The 14,009-nt window shown below is 72.0% G+C and carries 15 protein-coding genes and 1 pseudogene; 2 read left to right on the top strand and 14 right to left on the bottom strand.

The window, feature by feature from the left end:
• Window positions 1-65 precede the first annotated feature (65 nt).
• Genes A5705_RS06935 through A5705_RS06925 form a run of 3 tightly spaced genes read right to left on the bottom strand, consistent with a single transcriptional unit; the run spans window position 66 to window position 1,344 of the window.
• Window positions 66-332 carry a DUF2795 domain-containing protein gene (locus tag A5705_RS06935; RefSeq protein WP_068276390.1) on the bottom strand — a complete coding sequence of 89 codons (267 nt, stop codon included), beginning with the start codon at window positions 330-332 and terminating at the stop codon, window positions 66-68.
• Window positions 333-376: 44 nt separating this feature from the next.
• On the bottom strand, window positions 377-790 hold the full coding sequence (locus A5705_RS06930; protein ID WP_067880395.1) for a ChaB family protein: 414 nt from the start codon (window positions 788-790) through the stop codon (window positions 377-379).
• Between the two features lie 17 nt (window positions 791-807).
• Entirely contained in the window at window positions 808-1,344 is a 537-nt protein-coding gene (locus A5705_RS06925; RefSeq protein WP_067880392.1) for a DUF1360 domain-containing protein, read from the bottom strand.
• A 125-nt stretch (window positions 1,345-1,469) separates the two neighbouring features.
• Here A5705_RS06925 and A5705_RS06920 point away from each other — a divergent pair, with 125 nt between their 5' ends.
• Window positions 1,470-1,889, top strand: coding sequence for a MarR family winged helix-turn-helix transcriptional regulator (locus A5705_RS06920; protein ID WP_067880389.1), 420 nt, complete (start codon window positions 1,470-1,472; stop codon window positions 1,887-1,889).
• A gap of 93 nt (window positions 1,890-1,982) precedes the next feature.
• Here the strand turns inward: A5705_RS06920 and A5705_RS06915 are convergent, their stop codons facing one another.
• Genes A5705_RS06915 through rpsB form a run of 3 tightly spaced genes read right to left on the bottom strand, consistent with a single transcriptional unit; the run spans window position 1,983 to window position 5,096 of the window.
• Window positions 1,983-3,395: an amidase gene (locus A5705_RS06915; protein ID WP_068276387.1), complete on the bottom strand. Its 1,413-nt coding sequence runs from the start codon at window positions 3,393-3,395 to the stop codon at window positions 1,983-1,985.
• A gap of 30 nt (window positions 3,396-3,425) precedes the next feature.
• Window positions 3,426-4,241, bottom strand: coding sequence for a translation elongation factor Ts (gene tsf, locus A5705_RS06910; RefSeq protein ID WP_068276384.1), 816 nt, complete (start codon window positions 4,239-4,241; stop codon window positions 3,426-3,428).
• A gap of 12 nt (window positions 4,242-4,253) precedes the next feature.
• The gene (rpsB, locus tag A5705_RS06905; protein ID WP_067880379.1) at window positions 4,254-5,096 is read right to left on the bottom strand and encodes a 30S ribosomal protein S2; all 843 of its coding nucleotides are present in this window, start codon (window positions 5,094-5,096) and stop codon (window positions 4,254-4,256) included.
• Between the two features lie 212 nt (window positions 5,097-5,308).
• Between rpsB and A5705_RS06900 the strand changes: the two are divergent.
• Window positions 5,309-5,830 (top strand): annotated as a pseudogene (locus A5705_RS06900) (M23 family metallopeptidase); the annotation flags it as partial.
• A 99-nt stretch (window positions 5,831-5,929) separates the two neighbouring features.
• Here A5705_RS06900 and A5705_RS06895 read toward each other — a convergent pair.
• The 8 genes from A5705_RS06895 to A5705_RS06860 form a co-directional block, all read right to left on the bottom strand.
• Window positions 5,930-6,820: a tyrosine recombinase XerC gene (locus A5705_RS06895; RefSeq protein WP_067880376.1), complete on the bottom strand. Its 891-nt coding sequence runs from the start codon at window positions 6,818-6,820 to the stop codon at window positions 5,930-5,932.
• A 32-nt stretch (window positions 6,821-6,852) separates the two neighbouring features.
• Window positions 6,853-8,016, bottom strand: coding sequence for a lactate 2-monooxygenase (locus tag A5705_RS06890; protein WP_068276378.1), 1,164 nt, complete (start codon window positions 8,014-8,016; stop codon window positions 6,853-6,855).
• A 4-nt stretch (window positions 8,017-8,020) separates the two neighbouring features.
• The gene (locus A5705_RS06885; RefSeq protein WP_067880365.1) at window positions 8,021-8,869 is read right to left on the bottom strand and encodes a siderophore-interacting protein; all 849 of its coding nucleotides are present in this window, start codon (window positions 8,867-8,869) and stop codon (window positions 8,021-8,023) included.
• A 46-nt stretch (window positions 8,870-8,915) separates the two neighbouring features.
• Window positions 8,916-10,067 (bottom strand): DNA-processing protein DprA, encoded by a 1,152-nt coding sequence (dprA, locus tag A5705_RS06880; RefSeq protein ID WP_068276374.1) that lies wholly within the window; start codon window positions 10,065-10,067, stop codon window positions 8,916-8,918.
• Complete coding sequence (locus A5705_RS06875; protein ID WP_068276371.1) at window positions 10,064-11,575, bottom strand: YifB family Mg chelatase-like AAA ATPase; 1,512 nt, start codon at window positions 11,573-11,575, stop codon at window positions 10,064-10,066. The genes dprA and A5705_RS06875 overlap by 4 nt, the downstream gene beginning before the upstream one ends.
• Entirely contained in the window at window positions 11,575-11,961 is a 387-nt protein-coding gene (locus A5705_RS06870) for a YraN family protein (protein WP_068276499.1), read from the bottom strand. The genes A5705_RS06875 and A5705_RS06870 overlap by 1 nt, the downstream gene beginning before the upstream one ends.
• Before the next feature lie 104 nt (window positions 11,962-12,065).
• On the bottom strand, window positions 12,066-12,887 hold the full coding sequence (fdhD, locus tag A5705_RS06865) for a formate dehydrogenase accessory sulfurtransferase FdhD (protein ID WP_068276368.1): 822 nt from the start codon (window positions 12,885-12,887) through the stop codon (window positions 12,066-12,068).
• Window positions 12,888-12,929: 42 nt separating this feature from the next.
• On the bottom strand, window positions 12,930-13,931 hold the full coding sequence (locus A5705_RS06860) for an NAD-dependent epimerase/dehydratase family protein (RefSeq protein ID WP_068276365.1): 1,002 nt from the start codon (window positions 13,929-13,931) through the stop codon (window positions 12,930-12,932).
• Window positions 13,932-14,009 lie beyond the last annotated feature (78 nt).

Genomic DNA, 14,009 nt, shown 5'->3' with positions numbered 1-14,009 from the left:
TGAGCGACGGGCTCGATCGGCAGATAGGGCCTCAGGTCACATGGGGCAGGGCACTCGGTAGGCGCTCAGGATCCCCGGTTTTCGCCCAACTCCTCGACGATCGGGCTCTGGGCGGCGTTGCCTGCGTCGTCGTTGTCGTCGGCGATCGTCACGGACGCGGCGACCTGACCGACGTTGGTGTAGGTCTCGGGTGGTATCCCACGCAGCGCGCGGACGGTGTCGTCGTCGCAGCCGTTGCGAACGGCGGAATCGATCAGGTCCTGCTTGTTAGCCGGAAAGTCGACGTCTGTGAGGCACTTTCGGAGTTGACTGCGGGTGGTGGTCGCGACCATGGCTGCCGGGATGCCCAGCGGAAGTCGGCCTAAACCCGGCCCGCTCAGCGCCCTCGCACCCGCCGGTTCTCCTTCTTGATCGCCTCGACCAGCTCCGACTTGCTCATCGTCGAGCGGCCGCGCACCTCAAGACGTCGGGCCACGTCGAGCAGGTGCTTCTTGCTGGCGTTGGCGTCGACGCCCTCGGCCGAGCGGCCGGCGTTGTCCAGACCGCCGCCCTCGGCCAGCTCGTCCGACGGACCCTTCTGGTCCTTGGGTTCCCAGTGGTCGCCGACCTTTTCGAAGCTGTGCTTGAGCGCCGAGTAGGCCACCCGGTGGGCGCGCTCCTCGCTGCCGTACTCCTCGGCGGCCGAGTCGTGGGTCTTGGCGAAGGTGCGCTGCGCCTTGGCGTTGGAACGCTGCAGGGTGCTCGGCAGCTCACTTTTCTTCGCCGCGCCGCCTTTGGTGGTCTTGGGCATCGAACCTCCTCGCGTTGTCAGCCCTCGGTGATCTGCTGTGCCTTCGCGTAGGCCAGCTGCAGGAAGTCGGCGCCGGCCAGTGCGGTGAAGGTGCCCGCGATCAGGCGGGTCGGCCTGGGCGCGAAGATCAACCCGATCACGAACGCGGTGGCCACCCACATGTCGAGGCAGAAGGGGCAGGTCAACAGCTCGCCCAGGCTGTGGCGCAGGGCGCTGCCGTGCCGCGTCTCCTCCATCACCTCGGCCGGGCCTCCCGAACCCGCGTACCGGGCGAACGGGGCCCGCAGCGGGCTGGTCACGGCGTCCTTGGACACCGTGCGCGACAACTTGTGGGTGCCGACGGTCACGGTCAGCAGGTCCTGGACGCCCCAGCGCTCGGGTAACCGTCGCCCGGTGGCCGCGGCGATGGCGCCGGTCAGGGCGACGAGGGCACCGTAGATCGCGAGGACCACCGTGTAGCCCTCCAGCGGTCGGGGGCTGTCCCCGCGGTACGCGTCGGCTTCCCGCCGCGCGCGCTCGGCCACCCCTTCGGTGATGCCGGTTGCTTCGCCCATGGGCGCTCCTTCACGTTGTGGATCCCCTGTGGGTTACCCGGTTGGGCGCCCGGGAACCACGATCCGCCGAACCGCACCGGCGCGGGTGCGCATCTGCGCGTCCCGGATATGTCAAGATCACTGACATGGGTCAGGCCGAAGACGCTCCGCTCGGTTTCCTGCTGTACCGGGTGGGAGCCGTTCTGCGCCCGGAGGTTTCCGCGGTGCTGGGGCCGCTGGGCCTCACGCTGCCCGAATTCGTTTGCCTGCGCATCCTTTCGCTGCACCCGGGCATGTCCAGCGCCGAATTGTCCCGGCACACCAACGTCACGCCGCAGGCGATGAACACGGTGCTGCGCGGGCTGGAAGACGTGGGGGCGGTGGAACGGCCGGCGTCGGTGTCCTCCGGGCGGGCGCTGCCGGCCACGCTGACCGGCCAGGGCCGCGCCCTGCTGAAGCGCGCGGAGGCCGCGGTCCGCCTCGCCGATGACCGGATCCTGGCCAAGCTGACCGACGCGCAGCAGCGCGAGTTCAAGCGGATGCTCGAAAAACTCGGATCCGACTAGAGCGCGGCGTAGCCGGGCGCTTGGGGGTATCCCCGCGGAGCCGGGGGACGGGTCGCCGCCATCAGGCCTGGACGGTAGGGGGCCGGGGCCTTTTCACGCCTGGATGCGGGCCCACGGCCGCGCCTCTTCGAGCTCGTAGGCGAGTTCCAGCAGCAGCGATTCGTGCCCCAGGTCGGCCGAGAGCATCATGCCCACCGGCATGCCGTCGGCGGATTGGGCCAGCGGCAACGAGACCGCGGGCTCGCCGGTGACGTTGTGCAGCGGGGTGAACGAGACCCAGTCGATGAGCCGCTCGATGACCTGGTGATAGTCGGTCGGCGCCAGATGGCCGATGCGGGGTGTCTCGTCGGCGAGGGTCGGCGTCAGCACCGTGTCGTAGGTGCGGTAGAGCTCGGCGGTGCGCCTGCGTACCCGGCGCAGCCGCACGATCGCCAGCGGCAACCGGTGAATGTTGCGGCCGGTGTTTCGCTCCAGCCCCAGCGTCAGGCTGTCCAGTTTGGCGCGGTCGAACGTTTTGCCGAACAAGCGGGGCCCGGTGCGCACCTGCGCCAGCGCCAAAAATCCCCAGTACAGAACGAAATCCTCGACGAAACTGGCCGACACCGGCGGCGTGTCGAGGTACTCGACGCGGTGGCCGAGTTCCTCGAGCAGAGCGGCGGACTTCAGGGTCAGCTCGCGCACCTGCGGACTGGATTCCCGCTGCACCGACCGGGTCAGCACCGCGATCCGCAGCCGCCGCCGCCCGGGACCGGTGACGTCGCCGATCGGCGCCAGCTTGGGGTTGCGCCAGATCCGCTCGGCCTCGCGATAGAACGCCGCGGTGTCGCGCACCGAGCGGGTCACCACGCCGTTGGCGACGATGCCCACGGGCATCCGGCGCAGATGGGGGTCCAGGGGCAGCCGTCCGCGCGACGGCTTGAGCCCGACCAGCCCGTTGCAGGCGGCCGGAATGCGGATCGAGCCGCCGCCGTCGTTGGCGTGCGCGATCGGCACCACGCCGGCGGCGACGAACGCGCCCGACCCCGACGACGAGGCGCCGGCGCTGTAGTCGGTGTCCCACGGGTTGCGGACCGGCCCCAGCCGGGGGTGTTCGGCGGACGCGCTGAAGCCGAATTCCGACAACTGTGTCTTGCCCACCGGGGCCAGCCCGGTGGCCAGGTACAGCCGGGTGAACTCGCTGTCGCTGGTGGCGTTCCAGGGCGTCCACGCGTCGGTGCCGTGCATCGTCGGCTGGCCGGCGACGTCGACGTTGTCCTTGACGAACGTCGGGACGCCTTCAAAAAACCGCGAGAAGCCCGTGCTCGGGCTGCCCGACGCGGCGGCGCGGGCCTGCTGGTAGGCCTTGTGCGCCGTCCCGTTCAGGACCGGGTCGACGGCCTCGGTGCGTGCGATGGCGGCCTCGATGACCTCGGCCCTGCCGACCGACCCGGCCCGGATGGCCTCGGCCACGCCGACAGCGTCGAGATCACCGAGGGCATCGTCAAAGAAGGCGTGGACACGTCGCATGACACGACGCTAGCCGCTGGCGCCCGCCGGTCAGGCCTGGCCCACCTCAAAACGGACGAACCGGGTCAGCGTCACCCCGGCGTCGTCGAGCAGGGCCTTGACCGTCTTCTTGTTGTCGGACACCGCGGGCTGCTCGAGCAGCACCACGTCCTTGAAGAAGCCGTTGAGCCGGCCCTCGACGATCTTGGGCAGCGCCTGTTCCGGCTTGCCCTCGGCCTTGGCGGTCTCCTCGGCGATGCGGCGTTCGCTGGCCACGACCTCCTCGGGCACGTCGTCCCGGGACAGGTACTTGGCTTTCAGCGCGGCGATCTGCAGGGCGGCGGTGTGCGCGGCGTCCTGGCTCTCGCCGGTGAACTCGACCAGCACGCCGACGGCGGGCGGCAGGTCGGCCGCACGCTTGTGCAGGTACGTTTCGACGTTGCCGTCGAAGTACTGCACGCGGCGCAGCTCGAGCTTCTCGCCGATCTTGGCCGACAGGTCGGCGATGGCCTGCTCGACGGTCGTGTCACCGATCTTGGCCTGTTTCAGGGACTCGACGTCGGTGGCCTTAGCGGCCAATGCGGCGTCGACGACCTGGTCGGCCAGTGCCTGGAACTCGGCGTTCTTGGCGACGAAGTCGGTCTCGCTGTTCAGCTCGATCAGCGCGCCGCCCTTGGCCGCGACCAGACCCTCGGCCGTGGCCCGCTCGGCGCGCTTGCCGACGTCCTTGGCGCCCTTGATCCGCAGCGCCTCAACGGCCTTGTCGAAGTCGCCGTCCGTCTCGGCCAGCGCGTTCTTGCAGTCGAGCATGCCGGCGCCGGTCAGTTCCCGAAGCCGCTTGACGTCGGCAGCGGTGAAATTCGCCAATGCTCAGCCTTCCTATGAGGGTTCGGTAGTCGGTTCGGTCGGGCCCGCAGCGGCGTCGGTGGGGGCGGCGGTAGCGGTCGCGGTCGCCGAGGCCAGCAGCTCCTGCTCCCACTCGGCGAGCGGCTCGGCGGACTCGGCCTCGGGCTTGCCGTCGCCGCGGCCCACCCCGGCGCGCGCCTGCAGGCCCTCGGCGACCGCGGACGCGATCACCTTGGTCAACAGGGCGGCGGAGCGGATCGCGTCGTCGTTGCCCGGGATCGGGTAGTCGACCTCGTCGGGGTCGCAGTTGGTGTCCAGGATCGCGATGACCGGGATGCCGAGCTTGCGGGCCTCGCCGACGGCGATGTGCTCCTTGTTGGTGTCGACGACCCAGATCGCCGACGGCACCTTGTTCATGTCGCGGATGCCGCCGAGGCTGCGCTCCAGCTTGTTCTTCTCCCGGGTCAGGCCGAGGATTTCCTTCTTGGTGCGGCCCTCGAAGCCGCCGGTCTGCTCCATCGCCTCGAGCTCCTTGAGGCGCTGCAGCCGCTTGTGCACCGTGGAGAAGTTGGTGAGCATGCCGCCCAGCCAGCGCTGGTTCACGTACGGCATGCCGACGCGGGTCGCCTCGGCCGCGACCGACTCCTGCGCCTGCTTCTTGGTGCCGACGAACAGCACCGACCCGCCGTGGGCGACGGTCTCCTTGACGAACTCGTACGCCTTGTCGATGAACGTCAGGGTCTGCTGCAGGTCGATGATGTAGATGCCGTTGCGGTCGGTGAAGATGAACCGCTTCATCTTGGGATTCCAGCGACGGGTCTGATGCCCGAAGTGGGTGCCGCTGTCGAGCAGCTGCTTCATGGTTACGACAGCCATTGCCGCCATTCCTTTGTTGTCGGTTGTCGCCCGGCATCGGGTGAGGCCGGGCCCTGGCGCCTGCGGATTGCCGCGCCCTCCCCGGATGTCTTGGACGTCCGGGACGGGACCGCACGGCAGTCGGTTGGCTGCAGGCGCGCGAAGTCAGCCCGCTAACGAGCTGCGAGCAGCAGTTTACACCGACTCAGCAGGTGGTTTTTCCACAGCGGTGAGTGGCGGGGTCACGCGGGCCGCGCTGGACTGAGCGCGTGCGGTGGGTGGCGCTGGTCCTGACGTTGGGCCTGGTCAGCGCGCTACCCGCCAGCGCCGACGACGTGCGGTTGGACTGGCCGCTGCGGCCGCCCCCGGCCGTCGCGCGCGGATTCGACGCGCCCTCACCCGACTGGCATCCCGGTCATCGGGGCGTCGACCTGCCCGGCTCCCCCGGTCAACCGGTCTATGCCGCCGGCGCCGCGACCGTGGTGTTCGCCGGGCTGCTCGCCGGGCGGCCGGTGGTGTCACTGGCCCACCCCGGCGGCCTGCGCACCAGCTACGAGCCGGTCCTGGCGGTCGTGCGGACGGGCCAGGCGGTGACGGCCGACACGGTGATCGGTTCGCTGGTGGCCGGGCATGCCGGCTGCCCGGCCGCCGCCTGCCTGCACTGGGGCGCGATGTGGGGTCCGGCGTCGCGCGCCGAGTATGTCGACCCGCTGGGGCTGCTGAACTCCACGCCGATTCGGCTTAAGCCGCTCAACGGGTAAGCCCGTGCGCTGAGGGCTTTGGGTGTGCGCCCAGGGCGGCCCGCCACGGCGTGTCGCCGCCGGCCTTTCACACTCAAAGCCCTGAGTGCACACTCAGGCCCGCGGGTGGGCCTGGTCGTGCACGGCCCGCAACCGCGACACCGCGACGTGGGTGTAGAGCTGCGTGGTCGCCAGGCTGGAATGGCCGAGCAACTCCTGGACGACGCGCAGGTCGGCCCCGCCTTCGAGCAGGTGGGTGGCCGCGCTGTGGCGCAGCCCGTGCGGCCCCATGTCGGGTGCGCCGTCCACCGCGGCGACGGTTTGGTGCACGACGGTGCGCGCCTGGCGCACGTCCAGCCGACGTCCCCGCGCGCCGAGCAGCAGCGCCGGCCCGGACTCCGCGGTCGCCAGGGCGGGACGGCCGTCGGCCAGCCAGGCCTGCAGTGCGTCGGCGGCCGGCGCCCCGAACGGCGCGCTGCGCTGCTTGTTGCCCTTGCCCAGGACGCGGACCAGCCGGTGGTGGCCGTCCACGTCGTCGAGGTCCAGGCCGCACAGCTCGCTGACCCGGATGCCGGTGGCATACAACAGCTCGACGATCAGCCGGTCCCGCAGGGCCAGCGGATCACCCTGCTCGGCACCGGATTTCGCGGCCGCCATCGCCTGCAGCGCCTGGTCCTGGCGCAGCACCGACGGCAGGGTCCGGTGCGACTTGGGCACCTGCAGCCGGACGGCCGGATCCTCCTTGAGCAGGCCGCGCCGCGTCGCCCAGGCGGTGAACGCCTTGATCGCCGAGGTGCGCCGGGCCAGGGTCGTGCGGGCCGCGCCGGCGCCGGCGGCCGATGCCAGCCACGCCCGCAGCACCGGCAGGCTCAGCGCTTCCAGGCCCCGCTCGTCGAGAAACGCGAACAGCGAGCGCAGGTCGCCGAGGTACGCCCGGCGAGTGTGCGCAGAACGGCCGCATTGCAGGTCCAGGTACTGGTCGAACTCGTCGAGGATCGCCTCCACGCCCCCACGTTCGCAGGCGCCGCGGGCTCGGCTCAGGTGACGCGCCGAAGCGTGTCCGGGGTGAGATCTTTGAGCGTGGGATAGCCGTCGACGGCCATGATCAGGTCCGCCTCGGCGAGCATTGTGCGCAGCACGTGCACGACGCCGTCGACGCCGCCCAACGCCAGTCCGTAGGCGTACGGGCGGCCGACGCCCACCGCCGTCGCGCCCAGCGCCAGGGCCTTGACGACGTCGGCTCCGCTGCGGATGCCCGAGTCGAAGAGCACGGGCAGCCCGTCGGCGGCCGCCACCACCCCGGGCAGGCAGTCGATGGCCGGCAGCCCGCCGTTGGCCTGCCGGCCGCCGTGGTTGGAGCAGTAGATGCCGTCGACGCCGCCGTCCCTGGCGCGCCGGGCGTCGTCGGGGTGGCAGATCCCCTTCACCAGCAGCGGCAGGTCGGTCAGCGAGCGCAGCCAGGGCAGGTCGTCCCAGGTCAGCGCGTTGCCGAAGAGCTGTATCCAGCGCAGCACGGCGCCCTGCGGGTCCTCCTCCGGCGGGCGGGGCAGCCCGGCGCGGAACACCGGGTCGCTGGTGTAGTTGGCCAGGCAGTGCCCGCGCAGCTGGGGGAAGTTCGACGTGCTCAGGTCGCGCGGGCGCCACCCGGTGACCCAGGTGTCGAGGGTGACGACGATGCCCTTGAACCCGGCCGCCTCGGCGCGGTGCACCAGGCTGGCGGCCACCTCCCGATCGGTCGGTGTGTACAGCTGGAAGAAGCCGGGCGTGTCGCCCAGGGCGGCGGCGACGTCTTCCATCGGATCGACCGTCAGCGTGGAGGCCACCATCGGCACGCCGGTGCGGGCGGCGGCACGCGCGGTGGCCAGGTCGCCGTGGCCGTCCTGGGCGCAGATGCCGATGACACCGATGGGCGCCATGAAGAGCGGGGACGGCAGGGTCATGCCGAACAGCTCGACGGACAGGTCGCGCCGGGCGGCGCCGACGAACATGCGCGGGATGAGCCCCCAGCCCTCGAAGGCCGTGCAGTTGGCCCGCTGCGTGCGCTCGTCGCCGGCCCCGCCGGCGACGTAGGACCAGACCGACGGCGGCAGCGCGGTGGCGGCCTTGGCCTCCAGCTCCGCGAAGGCCATCGGGAACGGGGGCACCACGCCGGCCAGGCCCTGCAGGTAGATCTCGTTCTGGTAGTCGCCGAAGTGCGCCATGCGCCTAGGCCCCGGCCTCGGCCTCGGCCAGTTCCCTCTTCCACTGCCGGAACGTCTCCTCGGTGCGGCCGCGCCGCCAGTAACCCGAGATCGACGACGCCCATTTCGCGTCCACGCCGCGCTCCTTGCGGATGTAGGGCCGCAGGTTGTGCATGACGGTTTGCGCCTCGCCGTGGATGAACACGTGCACCTGTCCGGGCAGCCACGGCGCGGTGGTGACCGCCTCGATCAGCGGTGCGAAATCCCCGGCGCGGTCCTCGGGGACCAGGTCGGCGCGGCCACCGCGGTACACCCAGCTCACCTCGACGCCTTCCGGTGCGGTCAAACCGATTTCGTCCTCGGGGCCCCCGACCTCGATGAACGCCTTGCCAACGGCGTTGGGCGGCAACGCTTCCAGCGCGACGGCGATGGCCGGAAGCGCCGACTCGTCGCCGGCGAGCAGGTGCCAGTCCGCGGTCGGGTCGGGGGCGTAGGCGCCGCCCGGCCCCCTCAGGTAGATCGGCTGGCCGGGCTGGGCCGCCGCCGCCCACGTGCCGGCCACGCCGTGCTCGCCGTGCACCACGACGTCCAGGGTGAGCTCGCCGGCCGCGGCGTCCACGCTGCGGACCGTCATGGTCCGCACGGAGGGCCTCTTCTCCGGGGGGAGCTCGTTGAAGCTGTCCAGGGTCAACGGCCGCGGCAGCCCCGCCACGTCGACGTCGTCGGCCACGAAGGCCAGCTTGACGTAGGAGTCGGTGAACTCGCTGGGCGCGAAGGTGTCGAAGTGGTTGCTGCCGAGCACCACCCGGACCATGTGCCGGGTGAGCTGTTCGGTGCGCACGACTTCGAAACGTTGCAGAGGTCGACCTGCCACTTGGTCCTCCTGTCCGGTCCTCCTGTCCGGACCCGACCCCCGTCGACTATACGAGCCGCGCCGCCGAGTGCCGGGCCCCAGCGGCCCGGACGATTCGCCACCGCCCGCCGTCGCGCTGCGCCAACCCGGCCACCTCGAGGATGGCCAGCGGCCCGAGCACCTGCTCGGGCGGCAGCGCCGACGCGATCGCGATCTCGTCGACCGTGGCGACGCCGCGGCCCGGCAACGCCTCATAGACCCGGCGCTCGGCGTCGCCCAGCCCGTCGAGCGCGGTGCTGGGGCGCTGCTCTTCGGGCGCCAGCTCACCGATGCGGCCGACCAGCTCGACGACATCGTCGGCGCGGGTGACCAGCTGCGCGCCGTCGCGCAGCAGCGCGTGACAGCCCGCCGACGCCGAGGAGGTCACCGGCCCGGGCACGGCGGCCACCACCCGGCCCAGCGCCCGCGCCCAGGCGGCGGTGTTCGCGGCGCCGCTGCGCAGGCCCGCCTCCACCACCACCGCCGCCCCCGCAGCCGCGGCCACCAGGCGGTTGCGGGTCAGAAACCGGTGCCGGGCCGGACGGACACCCGGCGGGTATTCGGTGAACACCAGCCCGCTCTGGCCGATGCGGTGCAGCAGCCCGGAATGCCCCGCCGGATAGGGGATGTCGAGGCCCCCGGCCAGGACCGCCACGGTGATCCCCTCGCAATCCAGCGCCGCGCGGTGCGCCGCGCCGTCGATGCCGTAGGCGCCGCCGGAGACCACCGCGACGTCGCGCTCGACCAGCCCGGCGGCCAGGTCGGCGGCCACCTGCTCGCCGTAGGCGGTCGCGGCACGGGTGCCGACCACCGCGGCCGCGCGCTGGGCCACCTCGTCGAGGCGTTCGGGCCCCAGCGCCCACAACACCAGCGGCGGGCCGCCGCCGGCCTTGGCCGCGGCGCCGCCGAACGCCGCGAAGGCCAGCACCGGCCACTCGTCGGCGCCGGGGGTGATCAACCGCCCGCCGCGACGGGCGAGCAGCTCCAGATCGGCTGCGCTGCGGTCGGTTTCGCGTCTGGCCTCGGTGCGTCGCGCCAGGTCGTCGTCGACCGATCCGCGCCGAACCCGGTCGGCCGCCTCGACCGGGCCCACCCGTTGTACCAACGCGGCCAGCTCCGCGCAGGGCGGTTCGGCCACCCGCGACAGGTACGCCCACGCACGCAGCAGCGGATCACTCATCGCCGGGCTCCCGGTTGCCGGAAGCTCAGCGCGGTACCGACCTCTTCGACCCCGGGCGACACCCGGCCCGCCAGGTCGGCCAGGCTCCACGCGACGCGCAACGTCCGGTCCACGCCGCGGATGCTGAGCAGCCCGTTGTCCAGGGCCCGCTTCAGCGGCTCCATCGCGGCGTTGCCGGGGCGAAACTTGCGGCGCAGCAACGTCCCGCTGACCTCGGCGTTGGTGCCGAACCCGTGTGGTCGCCAACGCTCGGCGGCCGCATCGCGCGCCGCGGCCACCCGCCGGCGAACCTGCGCCGTCGACTCCCCGGCGGTGGCCGCGAAGGCCCCGGCGCGCACCGGATGCATCTCCACCCGCAGGTCGACGCGGTCCATCAGCGGCCCGGACAGTTTGCCCAGGTAGCGGCGTTTGACCGCCGCCGCGCAGAGACAGTCGCGCGGATCGGCGGGCGCGCACGGGCACGGGTTTGCGGCCAGCACCAGCTGGAAGCGGGCCGGGTAACACGCCACCCCGTCGCGGCGGGCGAGGCGGATTTCGCCGTCCTCCAACGGGGTTCGCAGCGCTTCCAAAACACTGACGCCGATCTCGGCGCATTCGTCCAGGAACAACACCCCGCGATGCGCCCGGCTGACGGCGCCTGGCCGCGCCATGCCCGATCCCCCACCGACGAGCGCCGCGACGCTGGAGCTGTGGTGCGGCGCCACGAAGGGCGCCCTGGTGATCAGCGGCGTGTCCGCCGACAGCAGCCCGGCCACCGAGTGAATGGCGGTGACCTCCAGCGCCTCACCCTCGGACAGGGGCGGCAGCAATCCCGGAAGACGTTGCGCCAGCATCGTTTTTCCCACGCCGGGCGGCCCGGTCAGCATGAGGTGATGCGCCCCGGCGGCCGCGACCTCGACCGCGAACCGAGCCTGCGCCTGCCCGACCACGTCGGCCAGATCCGCCGCCGGCTCGGGGTCGCCGGCCGCCGCGCCGATCCTGTGGTCGAGGCCGCCGGAGCCGTCGAGCCAGCGCCTCAGCTGGCGCAGGGTGCGCACGCCCCAGACGTCGATCCCGTCGACCAGGCTTGCCTCGGCCAGGTTGTCCGCCGGGACGACGACGGCCGGCCAGCCTTCGCGCTTGGCGGCGAGCACGGCCGGCAGCACCCCGCGCACCGGGCGCACCCGACCGTCCAGCGACAGCTCGCCGAGCAGCACCGTCTTCTCAAGTCGCTCCCACGGTTGCTTGCGCTGCGCCGAGAGCACGGCGGCGGCCAGCGCGATGTCGTAGACCGAACCCATCTTCGGCAGCGTCGCGGGCGACAGCGCCAGCGTGAGCCGCGACTGGGGCCAGGCGTCGCAGCAGTTGGTGACCGCCGCCCGGACCCGGTCCCGCGACTCCTGCAGGGCGGCGTCGGGCAGGCCGACCAGGTGCACGCCGGGCAGCCCGGAGGTGATGTAGGCCTCGATCTCCACGATCGCCCCGTCCAGCCCGCGCACCGCAACCGAGAACGCCCGCCCCAGCGCCATTAGCCGACTCCGCGCAGGTGGGTGAGCTCCGGGGCGCGGCGCGAATTCCTCGGCCCGATGCGCACGCCGATCACGTCGATGCGCAGCGCCGCCCACCGCGCGTCCTGGCCGGCCAGCCAGAGCCCGGCCAGCCGGCGCAACCGCCAGACCTTGCGCGGGGTCACCGCGTACGCCAGCCCCCCGTAGCCGTCCCCGGTGCGGGTTTTCACCTCGACGAAGACGACGGTGCGGGTGGCCTCGTCGGCGGCGATCACGTCGAGCTCGCCGTAGCGGCAGCGCCAGTTGCGGCCCAGGATCCGCAGCCCCAGCCGGGTCAGGTGATCCACGGCGAGCGCCTCTCCCAGCGCGCCCAGCTGGGCCCGGGTCATGCTCTGTTCGGTCGTCATGGCGGCCACGCTGCCCGGCGATCCCGACACGGCGTGCCGCCGCCGGGTGCGAACGGCGACGGAAACGACCGGTTATCCCCAGTCGCGCGCCCGTCCACAGCCGGTTACGTGATGCGGTCGGCCCGGGTGTAGACGTTCATCGAGTCCTCCCGCAGGAAGGCCACCAGCGTCAGCCCGGCGTCGTCGGCGAGCGAGACCGCCAGCGACGACGGCGCCGACACCGCGGCCAGCACGGGAATGCCCGCCATCACGGCCTTCTGCGTCAGCTCGAAGGAGGCGCGCCCGCTCACCAGCAGCACCGTGGCCGAAAGCGGCATCCGCCGGTGTTCGGCCGCCCAGCCGATGACCTTGTCGACCGCGTTGTGCCTGCCGATGTCCTCGCGCACCACCTGCATCGTGCCGTCGACAGCGAAAAGGGCCGCGGCGTGCAGGCCGCCGGTGCTGTCGAAAACCTTTTGCGCGGAACGCAATTGGCCGGGCATCGCCTGGAGGGTGGCCGCGGCGACGGTCGCCGCATCGGCGCCGGGTGGGAACCGGCCCGACAGGCGCACCGCCTCGAGCGACGCCTTGCCGCACACCCCGCAGGACGACGTGGTGTAGAAGTTGCGGGTGACGTCGAGCCCGGGCGGATCGACCCCGGGAGCCAGGGTCACGTCCACGACGTTGTAGGTGTTGGCCCCGTCCCCGCCCCGACCGCCGCAGTAGCGGATGGCGAGCACGTCGCCGCGCCCGCCGATCACCCCCTCGGTGAGCAGGAACCCTTGCGCCAGTTCGAAATCCGAGCCGGGCGTCCGCATCGTCACCGTGACCGGCGCGCCGTTGACGCGGATCTCCAACGGCTCCTCGACGGCCAGGGTTTCCGGCCGGGTGACGGCCCGGTCCGCGGTGAGATGATGCGCGTGCCGGCGCGCCGTTACGCGGCTCACCCGCGCCGGGACCTCATGCAGCCAAAACTACATTGGCCGACGTCACACCGCCCTCGGACCGCCCCCGGCCAGCGCCGCCAGCGTCTCCGCCGACGAGTGCAGCGGCTGCCACCCCAGCTGGGTCTTCGCCTTCGCCGTGTCCATCACCACGGACGTCCGCGCGATGTGCAGCCACTCCAGCAGCGAGGGGACGAACGGGAGCCGGGACAGCGCCGCCGACGCCGCCGACGCTGCCAAGGCCGGGACGCGCACCGGCCGGCCGCCCAGCGCCCTGGCCACCTCGGAAACCGTCACCACGCCGTCACCGGCGATGTTGTACGCCCCTGGGGGCGCCGGAGCCGTCGCCGCCAGCGCGATCGCCTCGGCGACGTCGTCGTGGTGGACGAGCTGCAACGGAAAACCCGGATCGGGCACGACCGGCTTCAGCACCGGCACCACCCTGGAAATGGCGCGCACCGGGCCGGGCAGCTGGTTCCATGGCATCGCGTCGGCCAAAGCGGTCGCCTTGGGCCCGGCGACGATGCACGGCCGCAGGACGAACACCTCGAGCGACGACTCCTTGGTGACCTCCGCCAGCAGCGCCTCGCACGCCGCCTTCTGCGCCGAGTAGTAGTGCTCGGCGGATCCCCGCGTCGGCACCTCCTCGGTGAGGGGCACCGGGTTGTCGGAGTGGTAGCCGTACGCCGCCACCGACGACGTGTAGACCAGCCGCCGCGGCCGCCCGGCGGCGGCCCCGGCAGCCACCGCCTCGAACACGTTTCGGGTGCCCTGCAGGTTGATGCGCGAGCTCTCCTCGCGCGAGCCCATGATGATGAACGCCAGGTGGATCACCACGTCGGCCTGCGCCACCAGGGCGTCGACCGCCTCCCGGTCGAGGATGTCGCCCCGCTGGTAGACGGTCTTGACCCAGCCGCACGACACCGGGTCGAACGGCCGGCGGGCCATCCCGATGATGGTGTCCACCGCGGGCTCGCGCTCGAGCGCTGTCACCGCGGAGATGCCGATTTCCCCGGTCGGCCCGGTCACCGCAACGGTCAGCCCCATTCGAGATGAGCTTCCCTGCGGCGCCGCTTCGAAACCACAAGTGACCAAAGTCGCAAGTCGATATTCTCGACAAGGGAG

Origin of the sequence: Mycobacterium sp. E787 (assembly GCF_001668725.1) — a bacterium.
Classification (GTDB): domain Bacteria; phylum Actinomycetota; class Actinomycetes; order Mycobacteriales; family Mycobacteriaceae; genus Mycobacterium.
This window is presented reverse-complemented; position numbering and strand designations above follow the sequence as displayed.